Annotated in this window: 22 protein-coding genes and 1 pseudogene; 12 read left to right on the top strand and 11 right to left on the bottom strand. The window is 63.7% G+C overall.

From position 1 onward, the window contains the following. From eutC to ehuR, 8 genes are all read right to left on the bottom strand, one after another. Entirely contained in the window at nt 1-993 is a 993-nt protein-coding gene (gene eutC, locus AC56QP_RS09205; RefSeq protein ID WP_489859994.1) for an ectoine utilization protein EutC, read from the bottom strand. Continuing rightward, on the bottom strand, nt 990-1,982 hold the full coding sequence (gene eutB, locus AC56QP_RS09210) for a hydroxyectoine utilization dehydratase EutB (protein ID WP_489859993.1): 993 nt from the start codon (nt 1,980-1,982) through the stop codon (nt 990-992). The genes eutC and eutB overlap by 4 nt, the downstream gene beginning before the upstream one ends. Before the next feature lie 5 nt (nt 1,983-1,987). Next, a complete protein-coding gene (gene eutA, locus AC56QP_RS09215; protein ID WP_489859992.1) occupies nt 1,988-2,767 on the bottom strand; it encodes an ectoine utilization protein EutA in 780 nt (259 codons plus the stop codon). 3 nt (nt 2,768-2,770) lie between these two features. Continuing rightward, the gene (gene ehuD, locus AC56QP_RS09220) at nt 2,771-3,430 is read right to left on the bottom strand and encodes an ectoine/hydroxyectoine ABC transporter permease subunit EhuD (protein ID WP_489859991.1); all 660 of its coding nucleotides are present in this window, start codon (nt 3,428-3,430) and stop codon (nt 2,771-2,773) included. Between the two features lie 16 nt (nt 3,431-3,446). Beyond that, a complete protein-coding gene (gene ehuC, locus AC56QP_RS09225) occupies nt 3,447-4,106 on the bottom strand; it encodes an ectoine/hydroxyectoine ABC transporter permease subunit EhuC (RefSeq protein ID WP_489859990.1) in 660 nt (219 codons plus the stop codon). A gap of 164 nt (nt 4,107-4,270) precedes the next feature. Then, the gene (ehuB, locus tag AC56QP_RS09230) at nt 4,271-5,122 is read right to left on the bottom strand and encodes an ectoine/hydroxyectoine ABC transporter substrate-binding protein EhuB (RefSeq protein WP_489859989.1); all 852 of its coding nucleotides are present in this window, start codon (nt 5,120-5,122) and stop codon (nt 4,271-4,273) included. Nucleotides 5,123-5,211: 89 nt separating this feature from the next. Continuing rightward, nucleotides 5,212-6,003 (bottom strand): ectoine/hydroxyectoine ABC transporter ATP-binding protein EhuA, encoded by a 792-nt coding sequence (gene ehuA, locus AC56QP_RS09235; RefSeq protein ID WP_489859988.1) that lies wholly within the window; start codon nt 6,001-6,003, stop codon nt 5,212-5,214. A 125-nt stretch (nt 6,004-6,128) separates the two neighbouring features. Next, on the bottom strand, nt 6,129-7,514 hold the full coding sequence (gene ehuR, locus AC56QP_RS09240) for a MocR-like ectoine utilization transcription factor EhuR (protein ID WP_489859987.1): 1,386 nt from the start codon (nt 7,512-7,514) through the stop codon (nt 6,129-6,131). 83 nt (nt 7,515-7,597) lie between these two features. Between ehuR and AC56QP_RS09245 the strand changes: the two genes are divergently transcribed. The 12 genes and pseudogenes from AC56QP_RS09245 (at nt 7,598) to AC56QP_RS09300 (ending at nt 17,031) form a co-directional block, all read left to right on the top strand. Beyond that, complete coding sequence (locus AC56QP_RS09245) at nt 7,598-8,089, top strand: Lrp/AsnC family transcriptional regulator (protein ID WP_091586046.1); 492 nt, start codon at nt 7,598-7,600, stop codon at nt 8,087-8,089. A gap of 135 nt (nt 8,090-8,224) precedes the next feature. After that, nucleotides 8,225-9,718: an NAD-dependent succinate-semialdehyde dehydrogenase gene (locus AC56QP_RS09250; protein ID WP_489863645.1), complete on the top strand. Its 1,494-nt coding sequence runs from the start codon at nt 8,225-8,227 to the stop codon at nt 9,716-9,718. Nucleotides 9,719-9,750: 32 nt separating this feature from the next. After that, a complete protein-coding gene (locus AC56QP_RS09255) occupies nt 9,751-11,130 on the top strand; it encodes an aspartate aminotransferase family protein (RefSeq protein ID WP_489859986.1) in 1,380 nt (459 codons plus the stop codon). Nucleotides 11,131-11,148: 18 nt separating this feature from the next. Continuing rightward, a complete protein-coding gene (locus AC56QP_RS09260; protein WP_497100599.1) occupies nt 11,149-12,249 on the top strand; it encodes an alcohol dehydrogenase family protein in 1,101 nt (366 codons plus the stop codon). A gap of 23 nt (nt 12,250-12,272) precedes the next feature. After that, nucleotides 12,273-12,455, top strand: coding sequence for a hypothetical protein (locus AC56QP_RS09265; protein ID WP_489859985.1), 183 nt, complete (start codon nt 12,273-12,275; stop codon nt 12,453-12,455). A gap of 58 nt (nt 12,456-12,513) precedes the next feature. After that, nucleotides 12,514-12,632 (top strand): annotated as a pseudogene (gene tcuB, locus AC56QP_RS09270) (tricarballylate utilization protein TcuB); the annotation flags it as partial. 29 nt (nt 12,633-12,661) lie between these two features. Then, nucleotides 12,662-12,814, top strand: coding sequence for a hypothetical protein (locus AC56QP_RS09275; RefSeq protein WP_489859984.1), 153 nt, complete (start codon nt 12,662-12,664; stop codon nt 12,812-12,814). Next, on the top strand, nt 12,804-13,481 hold the full coding sequence (locus AC56QP_RS09280; protein WP_489859983.1) for a YjbE family putative metal transport protein: 678 nt from the start codon (nt 12,804-12,806) through the stop codon (nt 13,479-13,481). Before AC56QP_RS09275 ends, AC56QP_RS09280 begins: the two co-directional genes overlap by 11 nt. Before the next feature lie 85 nt (nt 13,482-13,566). Next, nucleotides 13,567-13,788: a hypothetical protein gene (locus AC56QP_RS09285; protein WP_489859982.1), complete on the top strand. Its 222-nt coding sequence runs from the start codon at nt 13,567-13,569 to the stop codon at nt 13,786-13,788. A gap of 474 nt (nt 13,789-14,262) precedes the next feature. Next, nucleotides 14,263-14,820 (top strand): transglutaminase-like cysteine peptidase, encoded by a 558-nt coding sequence (locus tag AC56QP_RS09290; protein ID WP_489859981.1) that lies wholly within the window; start codon nt 14,263-14,265, stop codon nt 14,818-14,820. Between the two features lie 767 nt (nt 14,821-15,587). Beyond that, nucleotides 15,588-16,613 carry a sulfate ABC transporter substrate-binding protein gene (locus AC56QP_RS09295; protein WP_489859980.1) on the top strand — a complete coding sequence of 342 codons (1,026 nt, stop codon included), beginning with the start codon at nt 15,588-15,590 and terminating at the stop codon, nt 16,611-16,613. A gap of 184 nt (nt 16,614-16,797) precedes the next feature. After that, a complete protein-coding gene (locus AC56QP_RS09300) occupies nt 16,798-17,031 on the top strand; it encodes a hypothetical protein (RefSeq protein ID WP_489859979.1) in 234 nt (77 codons plus the stop codon). Nucleotides 17,032-17,055: 24 nt separating this feature from the next. Here the strand turns inward: AC56QP_RS09300 and AC56QP_RS09305 are convergent, their stop codons facing one another. From AC56QP_RS09305 to cysT, 3 genes are all read right to left on the bottom strand, one after another. Beyond that, complete coding sequence (locus tag AC56QP_RS09305; RefSeq protein ID WP_489859978.1) at nt 17,056-18,195, bottom strand: sulfate/molybdate ABC transporter ATP-binding protein; 1,140 nt, start codon at nt 18,193-18,195, stop codon at nt 17,056-17,058. 69 nt (nt 18,196-18,264) lie between these two features. Continuing rightward, entirely contained in the window at nt 18,265-19,149 is an 885-nt protein-coding gene (cysW, locus tag AC56QP_RS09310) for a sulfate ABC transporter permease subunit CysW (protein ID WP_489859977.1), read from the bottom strand. Further along, entirely contained in the window at nt 19,142-20,008 is an 867-nt protein-coding gene (gene cysT, locus AC56QP_RS09315) for a sulfate ABC transporter permease subunit CysT (protein WP_489859976.1), read from the bottom strand. The genes cysW and cysT overlap by 8 nt, the downstream gene beginning before the upstream one ends. Nucleotides 20,009-20,050: the final 42 nt, after the last annotated feature.

Here is a 20,050-nt window from a genome sequence, read left to right on the forward strand (position 1 = left end):
TCAGCTTTCGAAAATCGTTCCAGAATTGGCCGCGCGCGCCCGGTCGCGAGCGAGCGTGGCAATCGCGGTGTCCTGCACGCCGGTGCCGGTCAGGTCGGCGATGGTGATGTCGCTGGCCGAACGCCGGCCGTGTCGTTCGCCGGCGATGATCTGGCCGAGTTCGGTCACCTGTTCGTCGGCGGCCATGACGCCCGCCGCGATGGCGTGATGCAGCTCACCCAGCCGTCTTGTCTGGGCGGCGCTGTCGGCGACATAGAGATCGGCCATGCGCAGGATGGCCGGTGCGATCTCGTTCTTGTGCTCGGCGTCCGAGCCCATCGCGGTGATGTGCTGCCCTGCGGAGACGAAGCCGGCCTTGATCACCGGCTTAGTCGAAGGCGTGGTGGTGACGACGATGTCGGCGCCGGCAACCGCTTCCGCCGCATCGGGTTCGGCACGCACGACGATGCCGAGCTTTTCGCGCAAGGCGCCGGCCGCGGCTTCAGCCTTGACGGCATCGCGCGCCCAGATACGCGCCTCGGCGATCGGCCGCACCAGCATGAGTGCTTCCAGCTGCAATCCGGCCTGCACGCCGGCGCCGAAGATGGCGGCGACAGCCGAATCCGGCCGCGACAGATGCTTGGCCGCGACCGCTCCAGCTGCGGCCGTGCGGACATCGGTGAGATAGCCATTGTCGAGCAGCAGCGCTTCGACCAACCCTGTCTTGGCGGACAGCAGCACCATCATGCCGTTGACGCTGGGCAGGCCGAGCTTCGGATTGTCGAAGAAGCCGGGGCTGATCTTGATGGCAAAGCCGTCGATGCCGGGCACGTAGGCGGTCTTCACGTCGACCTCGCCGCGATACTCGGGGATGTCGAGGCGCAGGATCGGCGGCATCGCCACCGGCAAGGTGGCAAGCGCGCGGAAGGCGTTTTCGACGCAAGCGACGGTGTCAAGATCGAGCGTCACGATCTTGCGCAATTCGGCTTCGGTGAGGATGGTCATCCGGCTCATGCGGCGCGCTCCGAAGTTGCCACCATCTCGCCGCAGACGATTGTCCGGTGCAGACCCATATCGATGTTGCGGCCCGAGAGCAGCACGACGACCGGCCCGTTTGCTTTGACCTTGCCAGCGAGCAGTGCCGCGATGCCGACCGCGCCGGCGCCCTCGACGATCTCGCGCTCCTGCGCATAGGCGTGGCGTATGCCGGCGGCGATTTCATCTTCGCCAAGCAGGATGACATCATCGAGCAGGTCGCGGCACATGGCGAAGGTCAGCTGGTTGTCGAGGCCGATGCCACCGCCGAGCGAATCCGCCAGCGTCAGCAACTCTTCCACCAGTATCGGCCGGCCGGCATCGAGGCTGGCCTTCATCGCCGCGCCACGCGCCATCGAGACGCCGATGACCTTTGTCCTGGGGCTGACGCCCTTGACGGCAGCGGCAATGCCCGCGGCCAGGCCGCCGCCGGACAGTGGCACCAGCACAAGGGCGGCGTCCGGGACCTGCTCGAGCATCTCCAAGCCGAGCGTGCCTTGCCCGGCAATGATCGCCGGATGGTCGAAGGGCGGCAGCATGACCTGCCCCTCTTGCGCCACCAGCCGCTCCACCTCCTGCTGGGCATCGTCCTGGCTGTTGCCCACGATACGAATTTCGGCACCAAGGCGGCGGATTTCGTCGAGCTTGTTGCCCGGCACCAGCCGCGACATGCAGATCACCGCGCGCATGCCTCCAAGCTTCGCCGCATGCGCCAGCGCCCGACCGTGATTGCCGGTCGAGGCCGCAACCACGCCGCGCGCCTTCTGCTCCGCGTTCAGCGAAGCGACGGCATTCGAGGCGCCGCGCAATTTGAAGCTGCCGGTGATCTGGCGGTGTTCGAGCTTGAGATGGACCGGGACGCCAAGACGATCGGAAAGACTCTGGGATATCACGGTCGGCGTGCGCTCGATCTTGCCGGCAATGCGTTCACGCGCGGCGTCGATGTCGTTGGGAGTAACCTGTGCCATGATCGTCAATCGCGCGGCAGCGGCAGCGTCATCAGACGACCGAACTCGGGATGGGCTGTCTTGTCGCCGCAAAGACGCAGGCAGTTCCAGGCGGTCGCTTGATTGCTGGTGACCACCGGGCGGTCGATCGCCTGTTCCATCCCGGTGACCGCGAGCGCGGCCCGCAGCGCCGTGCAGGACATGAACAATGCGTCAGCCCGCGCGTGTGTCGCCTGACGCGCGAGATCGACAAGCGCAGACGGTGCGATGCGCGCCATCTCGCGGTCGTCCTCGAAACCGAGACAGGTGAAGCTGGCGATCTCGAACCCTTTCGCCGCGAAGTAGGCCGCCATCGGCCTGCTGGTCTCGACGGTGTAAGGCGTGAGGATGCTGATCCTGCGCACACCGAATGCATTCAGCCCACGCACGCCAGCCATTGGCGGCGTGACGACGGCCACGCCGGGCTTGGCGGCCTGGATCGCCGCCTCGATCTCGGTATCGCCGATCACCACCGAGGCCGAAGTGCAGGAATAGCAGACGGCGTCGAGCTTCTCGTCGGGCAGGATCAGCGCCGCGCCGGCCGTCAGCGCCGGCTGCATCTTGCGCAGGTTTTGTGGCGTCGTCGGATTGGCGTAGGGGATGCGCGCGACATAGACGCCGATCCGCTCGCTCGCCACCATGCGGCGAAAGTCCGGTTCGGTCGTGTGGTCGGTGGCAAGGATGATCAGGCCGACGCGCCGCTCCAGCGGACGATCATCGAGCACGGGCCGTTCCGGAGGGATCTTTATCTCAGGCAAGGGTTTCACGGATTACCTCTCGATCTTGCCGTAGCGGCGTTCCAGCCAGCGCAGCAGCACGACCGAGCAAAGACTGATGGCGAGGAAGAAAGCGCCGACCAGCGTGATCGGCTCGATATAGCGGTAATAAGTATTGGCGACGCTTTTCGCCTGGTTCATTAGCTCCAGCACGGTGATCGCCGACAGCAGCGGCGTTTCCTTGAACATGGCTATGAAATAATTGGCCAGCGCCGGGATCATCGGCGGGATGGCCTGCGGAATGACGATGTGGATCCAGGTTTGCCTGGCGTTGAGATTACACGCCTTGGCGGCCTCCCACTGGCCACGCGGCACATTGTCGATGCCGGCGCGATAAACCTCGGCGGTGTAGGTGCCGTAGTGCAGCCCGAGACCGATGACGCCGGCGACGAGCGGCGGCAGCAGAATGCCGATGTCGGGCAGCACGTAGAAAATGAAATAGAGCTGCACCAGAAGCGGTGTGCCGCGGATGAATTCGGCCGCCCAACCGACCGTACGTGACAAGGCCTTGTTGGGCGAGCGGCGCGCCAGTGCGATGCCCAGCCCGACGATCGCCGCCAGAACTGAGCCGAGCAGCGTCGCCAGGATGGTGATCTTCACCCCCTGGATCAGGGTCGGCATGATTTCCCAAACAAAATTCCAATCCCATTCCATCAGCAGGCTCCGGCCATCAGACGCGCACCCCGTCGAGGCCGCGCGCCAAGCGGCGTTCCAGCGAGCGGACGCCCCACGAAATGAGCAGCGCAAGGATGAAATAGATGATCAGGATGGTGGTGAACGGCACCATGGTGTTGCCGGTCTGGGCGCGCACCACCTGTGCCTGGAAGGTGAGGTCGGCGAGCGAGATCAGCGAGACGACGGCGGTCGCCTTGAGCAGTTCGATGGCGTTGTTGCCGAAGGTCGGCAGCATCACCAGAAACGCCTGTGGCAGGATGACGTGGCGCATGCCTTGCCAGCGGCCGAGATTGAGCGCGATGCAAGCCTCGTGCTGTTCGCGGCCGATCGACTGCACAGCGCCGCGCACCACTTCGGCGGCATAGGCGCCGACATTGAGCCCCAGTGCCAGCACGCCGGCTTGCAACGGGGTCAGTTCGACGCCCGCCAGCGGCAACACGAAATAGGCAAAGAACAACTGCACGAAGATCGAGGTGCCGCGGAAGAACTCGATATAGGCTGTGGCCAGCGCGCGCAGCACGAAGAAACGCGACAGCCGCCCCATCCCGGCAACAAAGGCCATGATCAAGGCAAGCACCGACCCCATCAGCGTCAGCTCGATGGTGACAAGCGCTCCCTGCAATATCAGGCCGAGATAGCCGGACCACTGGGTCATTCGGTTTCCATCGTTCGCTCTTGGGTCCCTTCTCCCCGTTCACGGGGAGAAGATGCCGGCAGGCAGATGAGCGGCGGAGCTAGCCTGACAAAACTTGGCGCCGCCCCTCATCCGTCACTTCGTGACACCTTTTCCCCGTAAACGGGGAGAAGGGAAAAGCGCGCCTACTTGGCCGCGCAGAGCTTGTCGCGCGTCGTCGACATCGCAGCCGCCGCCGAGAAGCCATAGGGCTCGATGATCTTGGCGAACTCGCCGGACTTCTTCATCTTGGCCAGTTCGACATCGTAGGCGTCGCGCAACGCCTCGTCGCCATTCTTGAAGGCGGCGCCGTCGCAATAGACCGGCGCGCCCTGCACCGGTGCGATCACCTCGAGGTTCGGATCAGCGGCCTTCTTGACCAGGTCGTTGATCGACAGGACGGGAAGCGAATAAGCGTCGATGCGGCCGTCCTGCAGCATCTTCACGCCGCTCTGCCCATCCGGCACGACGATGACACGTTCGCGTGGCACGCCGGCGTTGAGCGCCAGCTTCTCCTCGGTGCCGCCGCCCGGCGCACCAATCGTGGCAGTCGCGTCCTTGGCGACATCCTCATAGCTCTTGAAGCCTTTCGGATTGCCTTTCTTCACCAGCATCGCCTCGGCATCGCACAGCACCGGCTCGGAATAGGCGACCGCCGCGCAGCGTTCCGGCTTCATGAACAGGCCGGCGGTGACGACGTCGAAGCGCCCGGCCTTCAGGCCCGGGATCATCGCGCCATATTCGGAGATCGAGGCGACGATGTCGTTGACGCCAAGACGCTTGAAGATCTCACGCGCCACATCGGGTGCGGCACCCGAAACCTTGCCGTCGGCGGCGACCGCCGTATAGGGCGGCTCGTTGGCGATGGCGACGCGGGCGAAACCTTGCGCCTTCAACTGTTCGAGCTTGCTGTCGTCGGCCGAACCGGCGGTCGAGGCGGCCAGCACCGCCGTCAGTGCAAGGCCGGCGACGCCGGCCAGAATGCCAAGTTTCTTCATTGTTCCCAACTCCTTGTTTCTTGTCTTGGTTTTGTTACGGGACGGCCTCGCCGCCCTTGCGGACGGCGTTGCCTCCTCGGGCATGGCGGTCAGACGCGATGTCCAGCCGCGATGATCTTCTTCAGGAAGCCTTGCGTGCGCTCCTGCTTGGGATGACGGAAAATCTCGTCGGGCTTGCCCTCCTCAACGATCTTTCCCCGATCGAAGAACAGAACCCGGTCGGCGAAGTCGTGGGCGAAACCCATCTCGTGGGTGACCAGCAGCATTGTCATGTCGGTCTCGGCGCAGAGCCGCCACAACACGTTGAGCACCTCTTCGACCAGTTCCGGGTCGAGCGCCGACGTCACCTCGTCGAACAGCATGATTTTCGGCTGCAAAGCGAGCGCCCGGGCGATCGCCACGCGCTGCTTCTGGCCGCCGGACAGCTGCGCCGGCATCGCTTTGGCCTTGTCGGCCATGCCGACCATCTCGAGCAGTTCCATCGCCCGCTTTTCAGCGGCGGCGCGCGGCATGCCCTTGGTCAGCATCGGCGCCAGCGTGACATTGTCGATGACGCTCTTGTGTGGAAACAGGTTGAACAGCTGGAAGACCATGCCGATCTTCTGGCGCATCTTGGCCAGATGGCGCTCGTCGGCAGGCAGCAACTGGCCATTGCGCTCCATGTGATAGAGGTGCTCGCCGTCGACCTGGATGTGGCCGCCATCGATGCGCTCCAGTGTCATCAGGATGCGCAGGATCGTCGTCTTGCCCGAGCCGGACGGGCCGATCAGCGCCAGCTTCTCGCGTGGCATGATCCGCATCGACAGGCCGTCCAGCACCTTGAAGCTGCCGAAGCTCTTCGAGATGCCGTCGATCTTGATGATGGGCGCGGTTGCGGACAAATGAATTTCCCCGTGCTGGAGAAGCCTGTGCCCTTAACGATGCGGAACACGCCAAATCATGTCAATTGGGAAAATAATATCATGACAATTATTCTGATTCCGCACAATTTCGGAACATCGCCTGCCTAAATTGCGAGCAACAGGTGCTCCGGATCGCCAAGCAACAGCTTGGTGACAACGCCGAGGCCGGCACGCAGTTCCCCCTCGGTCGTCGAACCCAGCGAGATGCGCACCGCCGGATGCCATGGCGCGTCCGAAATGCGGAAGGAGGTGCCGGGCGCGATCGCCACGCCCCGCAGCCGTGCCTGGGCGACAAAGCTCTCCTCGGTGCGATCGGCGGGCAGTTGCAGCCAGATATGCAGCCCGTCGCGGCGGGCGCGATAGTCGACCCCGGCCAGCACCTCGGCGGCGATGTCCTGCCGCCGCCGCAGCGCCGTGCGTTGCCAGCGGACAAGTTCCATCGCGGTGCCGTCGGTCACCCATTTGGTGGCGATCTCGGCCACCAGCGGAGTCGCCATCCAGTTGGAAACCAGATGCCGGTTGGCGACGGCCGCGACATAGCGGTCGGGAGCGGCGAGATAGCCGATGCGCAGGCCAGGCACGGTGATCTTGGTGAACGAGGTAACGTAGAGCGTACGCTCCGGCGCAAAGGCAGCAACCGGCGGCGGCCGGTCCTCGACCAGGGGACCCAGCACATCGTTCTCGATGATGGCGATGTCGTGCTTGCGCGCGACGGCTGCGATCTGCTCGCGCCGCGAGGCATCCATCAGCGTCGCCGTCGGGTTGATCACCGACGGCTGCACGAACACCGCGCGGATGTCGGAAAGCCGGCAGGCCTCGTCCAGCGCCTCGGGGATCAGGCCATTGCCGTCGATCGGCAGGCCTTCGAGGTTGAAGCCGAGATAGCGCGCCAGTGGCACCAGCGTGTGGTGACCAATCGCCTCGGTGGCGACGGTCGAGCCCGGCGGCGCGACGCTCATCAGCGCCACCGTCATGCCGGCGGTGGCGCCATTGGTCAGGCTGATGTTCTGCGCGGAAATGTCGAGGCCGCACAGCTTCAGCCATTCGACCGCCACCGCGCGGTGGCGCGGAAACACCGTGTTGGGCCGGAACGAGAGCGCCGAACTCGACGGCAGGTTTTCGGCCAGCCAGCCCAGCGCCTGCTTCAGCCGCTCCAGATGCATCGGCTCGCAGACCGGCTTCAGGATCGAGAGATCAATAACCTCGCCCAGCCGCTCGGGCAGATAGGGTGGCTCCGGCTCGCGGCGCTGTGTCTGGACGAAGCTGCCGCGACCGATCTCACCCGAAATCAGGCCCCGCCGGATCAGTTCCTCATAGGCGCGGCTGACCGTCTGCACCGACAGTTTCAAATCGTCGGCCAGCCGGCGATGGGTCGGCAGCCGTGCACCATTGGCAAGGCGCCCGTCATGGATGGCGCGCGCGAACTGGTCGGCCAGCGATTGATAGGCTGGCCGCCGGATGAGCGCGGGATCGGGTTGCCACAATGTCATGACTTATTAGAGATCGAAATCAGTGCAATTGACAATCGAAATAATGCGCCGTCATGGTGCGGTGGACGAAAAAGTGGACGCCGATGACATCAGCGAAACTCGACCCGATCGACCTGAAAATCCTCGAAGCCATCCAGCGTGACGGACGCATCACCAAGCTGGCGCTGGCCGAGCAGGTCGGGCTGTCGCCGACGCCTTGCTGGATGCGGCTGCGCAAGCTGGAGAAGGCCGGCATCGTCTCGGGCTATCACGCCCGGATCGCCATGCGCGTCGTGGCACCCGTTGCCACCGTGCTGATGGAGGTGACGCTGGCCAACCACCGCCAGGCCGATTTCGACCGCTTCGAGCGCGTCATCCGCGACATCCCCGAGATCGTCGCCTGCTGGTCGGTGGGCGGCGGCGTCGACTATGTGCTGAAGGTGATGGCGCGCGACATCGACGCCTATCAACGGCTGGTCGACGGCTTGCTCGAGCGCGAAATCGGCATCGACCGCTACTTCACCTACATCGTCATCAAGACGGTGAAGGACGAGACCGTTCTGCCGGTGGCCGATCTGTTGCCGGTACAGATGTAGCAACATCCGAGAGAGATCATCTGCATGGGCCACGCAATAGAGATAATCTCTCTACGCACCGGCGCTTAAACAGCCTCTTTCCTTCGCGGGACAGACCTACTCTTGCGGCATCACCCCAACCGGGAGCAGCCGATGATGTCCGCGCATTTTGCCCGTTCGCACCGCCACGAGGCGCTCGACCGCCTCGCCGACCGCCGGCTGCTGCGTGAGCTTGCCTATGTCGACGGCCACTGGACGGCGAGCGAGGCGGCCGAGAGCTTCGAGGTCACCGATCCGGCGACCGGCACCACCGTCGCCTTCGTCGCCGCGCTGGATGCGCGGCAAACGACAAAAGCGATCGACGCCGCCGCGCGGGCCTTCCCGCCCTGGCGGTCGCTGTTGCCGCAGGAGCGTTCAAGGATTCTGCGAAAATGGTTCGAGCTGATCACCGCCGCGAAGGATGATCTGGCCCTGCTGATGACGCTGGAACAGGGCAAGCCGCTGCAGGAATCGCTGGGCGAGATCGACTATGCCGCCTCCTTCGTCGAATGGTATGCGGAGGAAGCCAAGCGCCTGAACGCCGAGAGCGTCACCAGCCATCTGCCAAACGCCGAAATGATGGTGCGGCGTGAACCGCTCGGTGTCGTCGGTGTCGTCACGCCGTGGAACTTCCCGTCGGCGATGCTGACCCGCAAGGCGGCCGCAGCACTTGCCGCCGGCTGCACCATCGTCGCGCATCCGTCCTCGGAAACGCCTCTCTCGGCACTGGCGCTGGCCGAACTCGGCGAGCGCGCCGGCCTGCCGGCGGGCGTATTCAACATCGTCACCGGCAAGGCCTCGACGATCGTCGGCCGGATGTGCGAGGACCCGCGTGTTCGCGCCATGAGCTTCACCGGCTCGACCGAGATCGGCCGGCTGATCGCCGCGCAAAGTGCCGCCACGATGAAGCGGCTGGTGATGGAGCTTGGCGGCCACGCGCCGCTGATCGTCTTTGCCGACTCCGATCTCGACAAGGCTGTGAGCATCGCCATCGACGCCAAATTCGCCACGTCGGGACAGGACTGCCTCGCCGCCAACCGCATCTATGTGCAGCGTCCGATCTATGATCGCTTCTGCGCCGCCTTCGCCGCGCGCATCGAGAAATTGCGGACAGGCAACGGCCTTGCGCACGAAATCGAGATCGGGCCGCTGATGCACGAGCGCGCCGTCCAGAAGGTCGAGGAACAGGTCGCCGATGCGCTGACCCGCGGCGCGCGCTGTCTCACCGGCGGTGCGCGGCACCAGGCCGGGCCACTGTTCTACCAGCCGACGCTGCTGGTAAATGTCGCCGACGAGGCGCTGATCATGCGCGAGGAGACCTTTGGCCCCGTCGCCGCCGTCACTCCGTTCGACAGCGAGGACGAGGTGATCGCCCGCGCCAACGCCACCGAATATGGCCTGGTCGCCTATGTCGTGACCGAGAACGGCGCCCGCCAGCAACGCATGGGCCGCGCGCTCGACTACGGCATGGTCGCCATCAACCGCGTCAAGATCACCGGCGCGCCGATCCCGTTCGGCGGCGTCAAGCAGTCCGGCATTGGCCGCGAGGGCTCGCGCCACGGGCTCGAAGCCTTCACCGATCTCAAATATCTCTGTCTGGATGTGGCCTAGACCCCACCCGGACCTTTCAAGGAGTCAAAAAGATGCTGGACCAGTCCAACGAACTCGCCGCCTGGGATCGCGACCACTTCTTCCACCCCTCGACGCATATGGGCACGCATGCGCGCGGCGAGAGCCCGACCCGCATCATGGCCGGCGGCGAAGGCGTCACCGTCTGGGACAACAATGGCAGGAAGAGCCTCGATGCCTTTGCCGGCCTCTATTGTGTCAATGTCGGCTATGGCCGCCAGAAGATTGCTGATGCGATCGCCGCCCAGGCCAAGAACCTCGCCTACTACCACGCCTATGTCGGTCACGGCACCGAGGCCTCGATTACGCTTGCCAAGATGATCATCGACCGCGCGCCGAAAGGTATGTCGCGGGTCTATTTCGGCCTCTCGGGTTCCGATGCCAACGAAACCAACATCAAGCTGATCTGGTACTACAACAATGTGCTCGGTCGGCCGGAGAAGAAGAAGATCATCTCGCGCTGGCGCGGCTATCATGGCTCCGGCGTGATGACGGGTTCGCTGACCGGGCTCGACCTGTTCCACAACGCGTTCGACCTGCCGCGCGCGCCGATCCTGCACACCGAGGCGCCTTATTATTTCCGCCGCGCCGACCGCTCGATGAGCGAGGAGCAGTTCTCGCAGCATTGCGCCGACAAGCTTGAGGAGATGATCCTGACAGAGGGCCCGGAAACCGTCGCCGCTTTCATCGGCGAGCCGATCCTCGGCACCGGCGGCATCGTGCCGCCGCCGGCCGGCTACTGGGAGAAAATCCAGACCGTACTGAAGAAGTACGATGTGCTGCTGGTCGCCGACGAGGTGGTGACGGGCTTCGGCCGGCTGGGCACCATGTTCGGCTCCGACCATTACGGCATCAAGCCCGACCTGATCACCATCGCCAAGGGCCTGACCTCGGCCTATGCGCCGCTGTCGGGCGTCATTGTCGCCGACAAGATGTGGCAGGTGCTGGTCGATGGCTCCGACAAGCTCGGTTCGCTCGGCCATGGATGGACCTATTCGGCGCATCCAATCTGCGTTGCCGCCGGCGTCGCCAATCTCGAACTGATCGACGAAATGGACCTAGTGACCAATGCCCGCGAGACCGGCGCCTATTTCCGCGCGGAGCTCGCCAAGGCCGTCGGCGGCCATAAAAACGTCGGCGACGTGCGCGGCGACGGCATGCTGGCGGCGGTCGAGTTCGTCGCCGACCGGGACGACCGGGTGTTCTTCGACGCCTCGCAGAAGATCGGTCCGCAGGTGGCGACAGCGCTTGCGGCAAGCGGCGTCATTGGCCGTGCCATGCCGCAGGGCGATATCCTCGGTTTTGCGCCGCCACTCTGCCTGACGCGTGAAGAGGCCGACATCGTGGTGGCCAAGACCGCCGACGCGGTGAAGAGCGTGTTTGCCAATCTCTGAAATCGACCTGTGAATGCCATGACCAAACCCCTCCCCGCCACCATGGCCGCCGTGCAGCTCACCGGGCACGGCGGACCAGAAAAACTCGTCTACCGCACCGATGTCAAAGTGCCAGTGCCGGCTCCCGGCGAAGCGCTGGTCAAAGTCACCGCTTGCGGCATGAACAACACCGATGTCTGGGTGCGCCAGGGCGCCTATGGCACGGAAGAGGACGCGGCAGCGGTGTCGACCTGGCGGCGCCAAGGCAACACGCTGACGTTCCCGCGCATCCAGGGCACCGACACGGTCGGTACCATCGTTGCCGTCGGCACGGGCGTTTCGCCTGATCGCATCGGCGAACGGGTGATGGTCGATTTTTCCATCTACAACCGCGACGACGATTCGCTGGCCGACATCGACTATATGGGCCATGGCCGCGACGGCGGTTACGCCGAGTATCAGGCCGTGCCGGCCGAGAACGCCCATGTGGTCGACACGAACTTGAGCGACGTAGAGCTCGCCACCTTCTGCTGCGCCTACCTCACCGGCGAACAGATGCTGGAACGCGCCGGCCTGAAGGCCGGAGAGCGTGTGCTGGTCACCGGCGCCTCGGGCGGCGTCGGTTCCGGCATCGTGCAACTGGCGCGGGCGCGCGGCGCCATTCCCTATGCCGTCGTCGGCAAGGGCAAGGAACAGGCGGTGCTCGACATCGGCGCCGAGGCGGTGATCGCCCGTGGCATCGCCGACCTGCCGCAAGCCGTGAACGAGGCGACGGGCGGCCGGCCTATCGACGTCGTGGCTGACCTCGTCGGTGGCGCCATCTTCAACGACCTGCTGCGCATCCTTCGGCCCGAGGGCCGCTACACCACCGCCGGCGCGATTGCCGGGCCGGTCGTGCAGCTCGATCTCAGGACCATGTATCTGAAGCAGTTGCAGCTGCATGGTTCGAGTCAGGGCACGCGCGCCGATTTTCGCCGCATCGTTGGATACATCGAGGCGAAGAAAATCCGGCCGCTGGTCGGCGGCGTCTACAAGCTCTCCGATTTCCACCACGCGCAGGCGGATTTCATCGCCAAGGATTTCGTCGGCAAGCTGGTGGTGGTGCCGGACGCCGTCTGGGAAAGCGTATCTGATTTCTGAGCCAAACGGACGTCGCGGCCAACGTGCCCTATGTGATCAGCCGCGACGCCGACTACGCCGTCCCCATCCATGGCGACGATCGCGGCATCCCCGCCGTCCTCGTCGAAATCCGGCAGGACCTTTTATCGACAAGGTCGGGCATCGAGGAGTGGGCGAGCCGCCTGGCGGCGGCACTGCCCACACAGCAAACGCAGACGGTCCCCTGAGCAATCTCAGCCTGCGCGAGGTGACGCGAACGTCGCTTCATGATGTGGTGAAGCGCTGCCGACCGATCGGCGGCGGCTTTTCCATCGCTTGACGTCCACGGCATCCTGCTTTGCGTCGCACCCACTTCGGTGGTCACGGCCTCCCCCTATCTTCTCGGACGCGAAGCACCATATCCATCATATCCATATGGTACGATCCAGCCATCTTGCTGGACGTCGTCGGGGCGGGGGATGTCACATTGCCGGTGTTTTGTTTGATGAGCCTGACCGGCATGCTGCTATTTTTTCGGGCAATGCTGGCGGTGGGCCTGCTGCTTGCCAGCGGATTCCCCCAGCGGAGCTTGCCTGATGCCGTTTGAGATCGACCAGGCGACGATCGCAGCCTATCTGGAAGTCATCACCATCAATCTCGTTCTCTCGGGCGACAATGTCGTGGTGATCGGCATGGCGCCGGCCGGCCTGGCAAGAGACCTGCGCCAGAAGGCGATCGTGGCCGGCATTGCCGCGGCGGCGGTGATCCGTATCGTCTTTGCCGTGGTGGCGGTGCAATTGCTGGAAATCCCGGGCATCATGCTTGTCGGCGGCCTGCTGCTGTTCTGGGTCTGCTGGAACATGTTCGAGGAATTGCGGTCCGCCGGCGATGCCGATGACGGAAACGGCACAAACGTCGATCCCTACACCGCCAGCCTTGTGGCAAAACGACCAGCCAAGGCACTCCGCACCGCGATCATTCAGATCATTGTCGCCGACGTTTCGATGTCGCTGGACAATGTGCTCGCCGTGGCCGGGGCGGCAAGCGACGACATGGATGCGCTGATCTTCGGTCTCATCCTGTCGGTGGTCTTGATGGCGGTCGCATCGACGCTGGTGGCGGCGCTGCTGGCCAGATACCGCTGGATCGGCTGGCTCGGCCTTGCGGTCATTGTCTATGTCGCGGGCAGCATGGTGCTGGATGGCGTCGGGCAACTGAAAGCGCTCGACTACGGAACGCTTTTTTCCAAGGCCTCATCGGCCCAGACTTATTAGACTTCCGGGGCCATCGAAGGCCCCGGATCTTCAACCGGCAGTATTGGAGCACAGCCTCGCCGTACGGGGGGCTGGGCGTGAAGTGATGCCCCCGACAGCCGCTTCGGCAACACCCGGAACCCTAGTTGCCGGAACCACTGCCGGAATCGCCGCCCTTACCGCCGGAATCGCCACCCTTGCCACCGGAATCACCGCCCTTACCACCGGAATCGCCGCCCTTGCCGCCGGAATCACCACCCTTGCCACCGGTATCACCGCCCTTGCCACCGGTATCACCGCTCTTGCCGCCGGTGTCACCGGCACTTGAATCATCTACACCGCCGGGAACGTTGCTGTCGCCGAGACGTGCAAGCGTTGCCGCGATCAACGAGGTTGTGAGGGGTGGGCATTGCTCGATTTGGTCCGACGAAAGGATGCTCCTGCGATTGATCGCGATACAACACTGCGCATAGTTGGCGTCGGTAAGTGGTTGGCATTGGGCGGCTGTCAGCCGCGGCCGAATATTGTCCTGTGCTGCTGTGGAACTCGCCCAACTCGCGGCCAGAAGAGCAGATGAAATGAGCAAGGTCGAATGAGTCCTTCCCCCCAAACCAGGTATCGCGACATTTCTTCCTCCAACGGAAAGCGCACATGGCCCCAAACCAGGGCGCTATCAACCAATTTCTACAATTCGGTAACATATTGTTATTTATATTGAGCCGAAAATACCTTTTTAAGGATTGATTAACCATATTCTGCGAGGCTTGTTCGTTAAGTTGACAACTAAAGGAGACGGTACGTGATGCGTTTCGCTACGCTTGTTGCCGTAGCCATGGTGGCAACTGGTTGCAGTGAAACCATGCAGACAACCAATGCGATGATGGTCACAAAGGGGTATGCATTCCCACCGCCGGCCGCTCGTGTTTTCTGCACCAGCCATCCAAGACTCTGCAGCACTGGCGGGCAGGTCAAGCTGGTGACGCTGACGCCGGCACGCAAAGCCGAACTCGAAGCCGTGAACACCTCCGTCAATCGCCGGATCGAGGAGCGCAGTGACCTCGTCACGGCGGGCAGCGTCGACGATTGGCGCGTGCCGACCAAACAGGGCGACTGCGAGGATATCGCGATCCTGAAAAAGAGCGAGCTCTTGAAGCGTGGATGGCCGGCTTCCGCCTTGCTCCTGACGGTCGCGACGCTCGGCGGCGAAGGTCACACGGTGCTCACCGTGCGAACCGACAAGGGAGACTTGATTCTGGATAACCGCGGCAGCGTGATCAGGGACTGGTCACGCACTTCGTACCATTATTTTGCCCGCCAATCCCAGTCCGCCAACGGGAAGTGGGTGCGGATCAGCTCTTAACGGCTCTCGAGTTACTTGCATCCGACTTCCCTGCTCAGCGTCAGGGCAAGAGTTCCGAACTGGCGCCGACCAATTTTCGTCCAACGAGGACGGACGGCTCTATATTCTCGTGCCTCTATACCGGGCGGCTTCTACCCAGAATGCGAGAGCAATTGCTGGAGACCGTCCTTTCACTTCAAAATCCCGCCCCCGATGGCTTCCCGCCGCAATCCACACTGTCTTTGAACGTTGATAGATCGTGATGCCACGTGCACTCGCCCGAGCGCATAGCTCTGCGTCATTTCGAGACATTTCTTCCAGCCCCATTGCCCATCAAACCTGCAGAAACGATTGTGACGGGGACATTCTTCCCGCAAAAAAGACCTGGTTGCAGCGCGACCGGCCTTGGTCACGGCGGGCAGGTATTCCAGGTCTCAGCACGGAGCAGCTTCCATCCAGAACGCCCGCGCAATTGCTGGCGACCGTCCTTTCATCTCAAATCCCGCTGGTAACCTCCTGCCGCCATCCACACAGTTTTTGAACGGTGATGGATCGTAGCGCCAATGCGCTGGCACGCTGCACGCTGGTAGTTTCGCATCAAATCGATGCACTGGTTGGCTGTTGCGGTAGCAATAAACAGATCAGAATTGCTTGCGGCCGCATTTTGGCGGGTACCCGGCCAGGACTCCACTTTTGGATTAGCTGGTCCGGCATATTTGCCCATTAGGATGAATGTATCTTATTTCTATCAATTCGGTAGATTTGGCGCGGGTTCAACGGAGGCAGAAATGACCAAACCTCATTTCCGGAAACTGCTCGGCGCGCTGGTCGCCACGTCTGTCCAGTTCGGCACGCTCGGTTTCGCGTTCGCCGACACCACCATCCTCAACGTGTCCTACGATCCGACACGCGAGCTCTACAAGGCCTATGACGAGGCCTTCGCCGCGCACTGGAAGGCCGAGACCGGCGAGACGGTCACCATCCAGCAATCGCATGGCGGATCGGGCGCCCAGGCCCGCGCCGTGATCGACGGCCTCGACGCCGACGTGGTGACGCTGGCGCTCGAAGGCGACATCAACGCCATCGTCGCCAAGTCGAAGAAGATCAATGCGGACTGGCGCGGCAAATTCGACAACAACTCGGCGCCCTACACCTCGACCATCATCTTCCTTGTCCGCAAGGGCAATCCCAAGGCCATCCACGACTGGAACGACCTGGTCAAGGACGGCGTCCAGGTGATCACCCCCAACCCCAAGACCTCCGGCGGCGCGCGCTGGAACTATCTTGCCGCCTGGGCCTACGCCAACGCCAATGATGGCGGCGACGAAGCCAAGACCAAGGAATTCGTCGGCAAGCTCTATGCCAATGTTCCGGTGCTCGACACCGGCGCGCGCGGCTCGACCGTGACCTTCGCGCAAAAAGGCCTCGGCGACGTGCTGATCGCCTGGGAGAACGAGGCCTATCTGGCGCTCGACGAGTTCGGCGCCGACAATTTCGACATCGTCTACCCGCCGACCTCGATCCTGGCCGAGCCGCCGGTGGCGGTGGTCGACGCCAATGTCGACGCCAAGGGCACGCGCAAGGTCGCCGAAGCCTATCTGGGCTGGCTCTATTCCAAGGAAGCGCAGACGATCATCGCCAGGAACCACTATCGTCCGTCCAAGCCAGACCTGGTGCCGGCCGAGGACCTCGCCAAGCTGCCGCCAATCAAGCTGATCACCATCGACGATCCGCTTTTCGGCGGCTGGAAGAAGGCCCAGCCTTATCATTTCGGCGACGGTGGTATATTCGACCAGATCTACAAGCCCCAATAAGGCCCGCTAACGGGAACAGGAGAAGCTTACAAACGAGCTTCTCCGCCCCCAATGCCCGTGCTGTCGGTTGAATCAACATAATGGTGACCCGATTGTACCGTGGTATTGGCCTCGGTCCGGGAGCGAGGCAGTGCTTGCATCTGCACAGAACCTCCGTAATTCTCGGCCTTCCCGGAGGAACTGTATGGCTGGAGAACAACACCCGAACGACAAGCTTACTCGTCTTCTTGCCTCAGGCTGGTCCATCGCAGGCTATTCGACGACAATGATGGCCACCGGGACAATGACCCATTCCGTCTTGCTGCAAAAAGAACATGTCCTGATCTCCGCAACCATCGTGGCTGAGGGCGATCACGAGATTGGACGCGCATTCACGATGCTGGCGCCGGCGCCGGAGACCAAGAAGCGTCGATTTTGAAGCCGACGCGATGAGCGGTTCAATTCAGGCGGCGCGCGTGGTGGACTTTAGCCGCTCGGGCGTTCTTTCCGAAAACCGTTTCTTGGAGCTCGCCAGCGCCAGCTTGCGACTCTGGATCGTAGTCGACGACGCCGGGAAGAGGGTCCATCGACCGGGCCGGAAGGCGACGCGGCTTTTCTGCGCGGCGGGATGGTCGACGGGCAGTTCGATCTCGACCCGCTGGCGGTCGCCGCCGATTTCGAGCTCGACGCGCCTGGTACCGGCGACGCGGCGGCTGGCGGCCACCGTGCCGACGATGCAGCCGCTGCAGCCATCCAGCAGTTCGACATCGTGCGGGCGGAAGTACAGCGTCGCCTCGCCCGGGGGCTGGTTGGGCGCGGCAAGCCCGATCGGCCGGTCGGCGATCCAGACCTCGCCATTGTCGATCTTGACGGGAAGCGAGCTCGATTCGCCGATGAAGCCGTAGACGAACGGCGAGTTCGGCGTGTCGTAGATGTCGTCGGCGGTGCCGACCTGCTCGATGCGGCCCTGGCTCATCACCACGACACGGTCGGCAAGCTCGAGCGCCTCTTCCTGGTCGTGGGTGACGAAGACGGTGGTGTGGCCGGTGGCGTCATGGATCTCGCGCAGCCAGCGGCGCAGTTCCCGGCGCACCTGCGCGTCGAGCGCGCCGAACGGCTCGTCGAGCAGCAGCACCTTGGGTTCGATCGCCATGGCGCGCGCCAGCGCCACGCGCTGGCGCTGGCCGCCGGAGAGCTGCGCCGGATAGCGCTTCTCCAGCCCCGAAAGCTGCACCAGATCGAGAAGCTCGGAGGCACGGCGGCGGATCTCCTGCGCCGGCGGGCGCGACGGTCCGTGCCGGACCTTCAGGCCGAAGCCGATATTGTCGGCCACCGTCATGTGCCGGAACAGCGCATAGTGCTGGAAGACGAAGCCGACATTGCGCTCCTGGATCGACCGGTGCGAGGCGTCCTCGTCGCCGAAGAAGATCTTTCCCCGCGTCGGCCGCTCCAGCCCGGCGATCAGCCTGAGCAGCGTCGTCTTGCCGGAACCGGATGGCCCCAGCAGCGCGATCAGCTCGCCCGACTTGATGTCGAGCGAGACGTCGTGGAGCGCCGGAAACCGCTCGAACTCCTTGCGCACGTTGGCAACGCGAACTTCCATCTACAGTCCCTCAGCAGGCGATGCCTGTCATTGTCCCAAAACCGCTACACACTCTTGGGCGACAGGCATCTAGTGTCCGCGCGCCGCGGCGATCTCGGCGCCGTAGCGCATCTCCAGAAGTGTTTTCAAGACCAGCGTGACGAGCGCCAGGCCGGCAAGCAAGGACGCGACGGCAAAGGCGCCGACGGCGTTGTACTCGTTGTAGAGGATCTCGACATGCAGCGGCATGGTGTTGGTCAGGCCGCGGATGTGGCCCGACACCACCGAGACCGCGCCGAACTCGCCCATGGCGCGGGCGTTGCACAGTAGCACGCCGTAGAGCAGCCCCCATTTGACGTTGGGCAGCGTCACATACCAGAAGGCCTGCCAGCCATTGGCGCCAAGCGAGAGGGCCGCCTCCTCGTCGCCACTGCCCTGTTCCTGCATCAGCGGGATCAGCTCGCGGGCGACGAAGGGGAAGGTGACGAAGATGGTGGCCAGCACGATGCCCGGCACGGCGAACAGGATGACGATGCCATGCGCCTTCAGCCAGCCGCCGAGCAGCCCCTGGGCGCCGAACAGAAGCACATAGACCAGGCCCGATATGACCGGCGAAACCGAGAAGGGCAGGTCGATCAGCGTGGTCAGGAAGGCCTTGCCCTTGAACTCGAACTTGGCGATCGCCCAGGCGGCGGAGAGGCCGAAGACGATGTTGAGCGGCACCGCGATCGCCGCCACCAGCAGCGTCAGCCGGATCGCCGAGCGGGTGTCGGGATTGCCAAGCGCCTCGCTATAGGCGCCGATGCCCTTGGCCAGCGCCTCGTTGAAGACGACGATCAGCGGCAGCAGCAGGAAGATGCCGAGGAAGGCGAAGGCGATGGCCATCAGCACGGCCTGCGCCGGGCGGCTTTCGGTCACCGCCGCCGACTGGCTCTCATGGTGCGGTTCGTAGGATTTGATCTCGGGATCAGCCATAGCGCTTGCGGCTCCATGACTGCGCCAGATTGACGACCAGGAGCATGATGAACGACAGGGCCAGCATGAGCGCGGCGATCGCGGTCGCCGCCGGGTAATTGTATTCCTCCAGCCGGATGACGATCAGAAGCGGCGCGATCTCGGATTTGTAGGGCAGATTGCCGGCGATGAAGATGACCGAGCCGTATTCGCCGACGCCGCGGGCGAAAGCCAGCGCGAAGCCGGTGACGATGGCCGGCGCCAGGCCCGGAAACAGGATGCGGGTGATGATCTGGAAGCGGCTGGCGCCAAGCGTGGCGGCGGCTTCCTCCACCTCCTTGTCGATCTCCTCCATGATCGGCTGCACGGTGCGCACGACGAAGGGCAGGCCGATGAAGACCAGCGCAATGACGATGCCGAGCGGCGTGTAGGCGACCTTGATGCCGAGCGGCATCAGCAGTTTGCCGATCCAGCCGTTCGGCGCGTAGAGCGTGGTCAGCGCGATGCCAGCCACCGCCGTCGGCAGCGCGAAGGGCAGGTCGACCATGGCATCGACGATGCGGCGGCCGGGAAAGCGGTAGCGCACCAGAACCCAGGCGACGAGCGTGCCGAAGACGACGTTGACGGCCGCCGCGATGAAGGCGGTGCCGAAGCTGATCTCCAGCGCGTTGACGGTGCGCCGGTCGGCGGCGATGGCCCAGAACTCGGTCCAGCCAAGCGCCGCCGAGCGCCAGACCAGCCCCGACAAGGGGATGAGAATGATCAGCGTCAGGTAGGCAAGCGAGAAGCCGAGCGTCAATCCGAAACCCGGAATGACACTCGGCTGTCTGAACCGCCACCCCGCAGGAGCGGGTGCTATGGTTACGAATGCTGCGGTCATCGAGTTCAGGGAAGTCCCTCTCACTCAACCAAGATTGCATCC

The sequence above is a fragment of the Mesorhizobium sp. RCAM 05104 genome (assembly GCF_059683645.1).

Coding starts and splice junctions, on each gene's coding strand:
- eutC (WP_489859994.1), bottom strand. CDS start 993: ATGAGCCGGATGACCATCCTCACCGAAGCCGAATTGCGCAAGATCGTG.
- eutB (WP_489859993.1), bottom strand. CDS start 1,982: ATGGCACAGGTTACTCCCAACGACATCGACGCCGCGCGTGAACGCATT.
- ehuD (WP_489859991.1), bottom strand. CDS start 3,430: ATGGAATGGGATTGGAATTTTGTTTGGGAAATCATGCCGACCCTGATC.
- ehuC (WP_489859990.1), bottom strand. CDS start 4,106: ATGACCCAGTGGTCCGGCTATCTCGGCCTGATATTGCAGGGAGCGCTT.
- ehuB (WP_489859989.1), bottom strand. CDS start 5,122: ATGAAGAAACTTGGCATTCTGGCCGGCGTCGCCGGCCTTGCACTGACG.
- ehuR (WP_489859987.1), bottom strand. CDS start 7,514: ATGACATTGTGGCAACCCGATCCCGCGCTCATCCGGCGGCCAGCCTAT.
- AC56QP_RS09245 (WP_091586046.1), top strand. CDS start 7,598: ATGACATCAGCGAAACTCGACCCGATCGACCTGAAAATCCTCGAAGCC.
- AC56QP_RS09250 (WP_489863645.1), top strand. CDS start 8,225: ATGTCCGCGCATTTTGCCCGTTCGCACCGCCACGAGGCGCTCGACCGC.
- AC56QP_RS09255 (WP_489859986.1), top strand. CDS start 9,751: ATGCTGGACCAGTCCAACGAACTCGCCGCCTGGGATCGCGACCACTTC.
- AC56QP_RS09260 (WP_497100599.1), top strand. CDS start 11,149: ATGACCAAACCCCTCCCCGCCACCATGGCCGCCGTGCAGCTCACCGGG.
- AC56QP_RS09280 (WP_489859983.1), top strand. CDS start 12,804: ATGCCGTTTGAGATCGACCAGGCGACGATCGCAGCCTATCTGGAAGTC.
- AC56QP_RS09285 (WP_489859982.1), top strand. CDS start 13,567: ATGCCCCCGACAGCCGCTTCGGCAACACCCGGAACCCTAGTTGCCGGA.
- AC56QP_RS09290 (WP_489859981.1), top strand. CDS start 14,263: ATGCGTTTCGCTACGCTTGTTGCCGTAGCCATGGTGGCAACTGGTTGC.
- AC56QP_RS09295 (WP_489859980.1), top strand. CDS start 15,588: ATGACCAAACCTCATTTCCGGAAACTGCTCGGCGCGCTGGTCGCCACG.
- AC56QP_RS09300 (WP_489859979.1), top strand. CDS start 16,798: ATGGCTGGAGAACAACACCCGAACGACAAGCTTACTCGTCTTCTTGCC.
- AC56QP_RS09305 (WP_489859978.1), bottom strand. CDS start 18,195: ATGGAAGTTCGCGTTGCCAACGTGCGCAAGGAGTTCGAGCGGTTTCCG.
- cysW (WP_489859977.1), bottom strand. CDS start 19,149: ATGGCTGATCCCGAGATCAAATCCTACGAACCGCACCATGAGAGCCAG.
- cysT (WP_489859976.1), bottom strand. CDS start 20,008: ATGACCGCAGCATTCGTAACCATAGCACCCGCTCCTGCGGGGTGGCGG.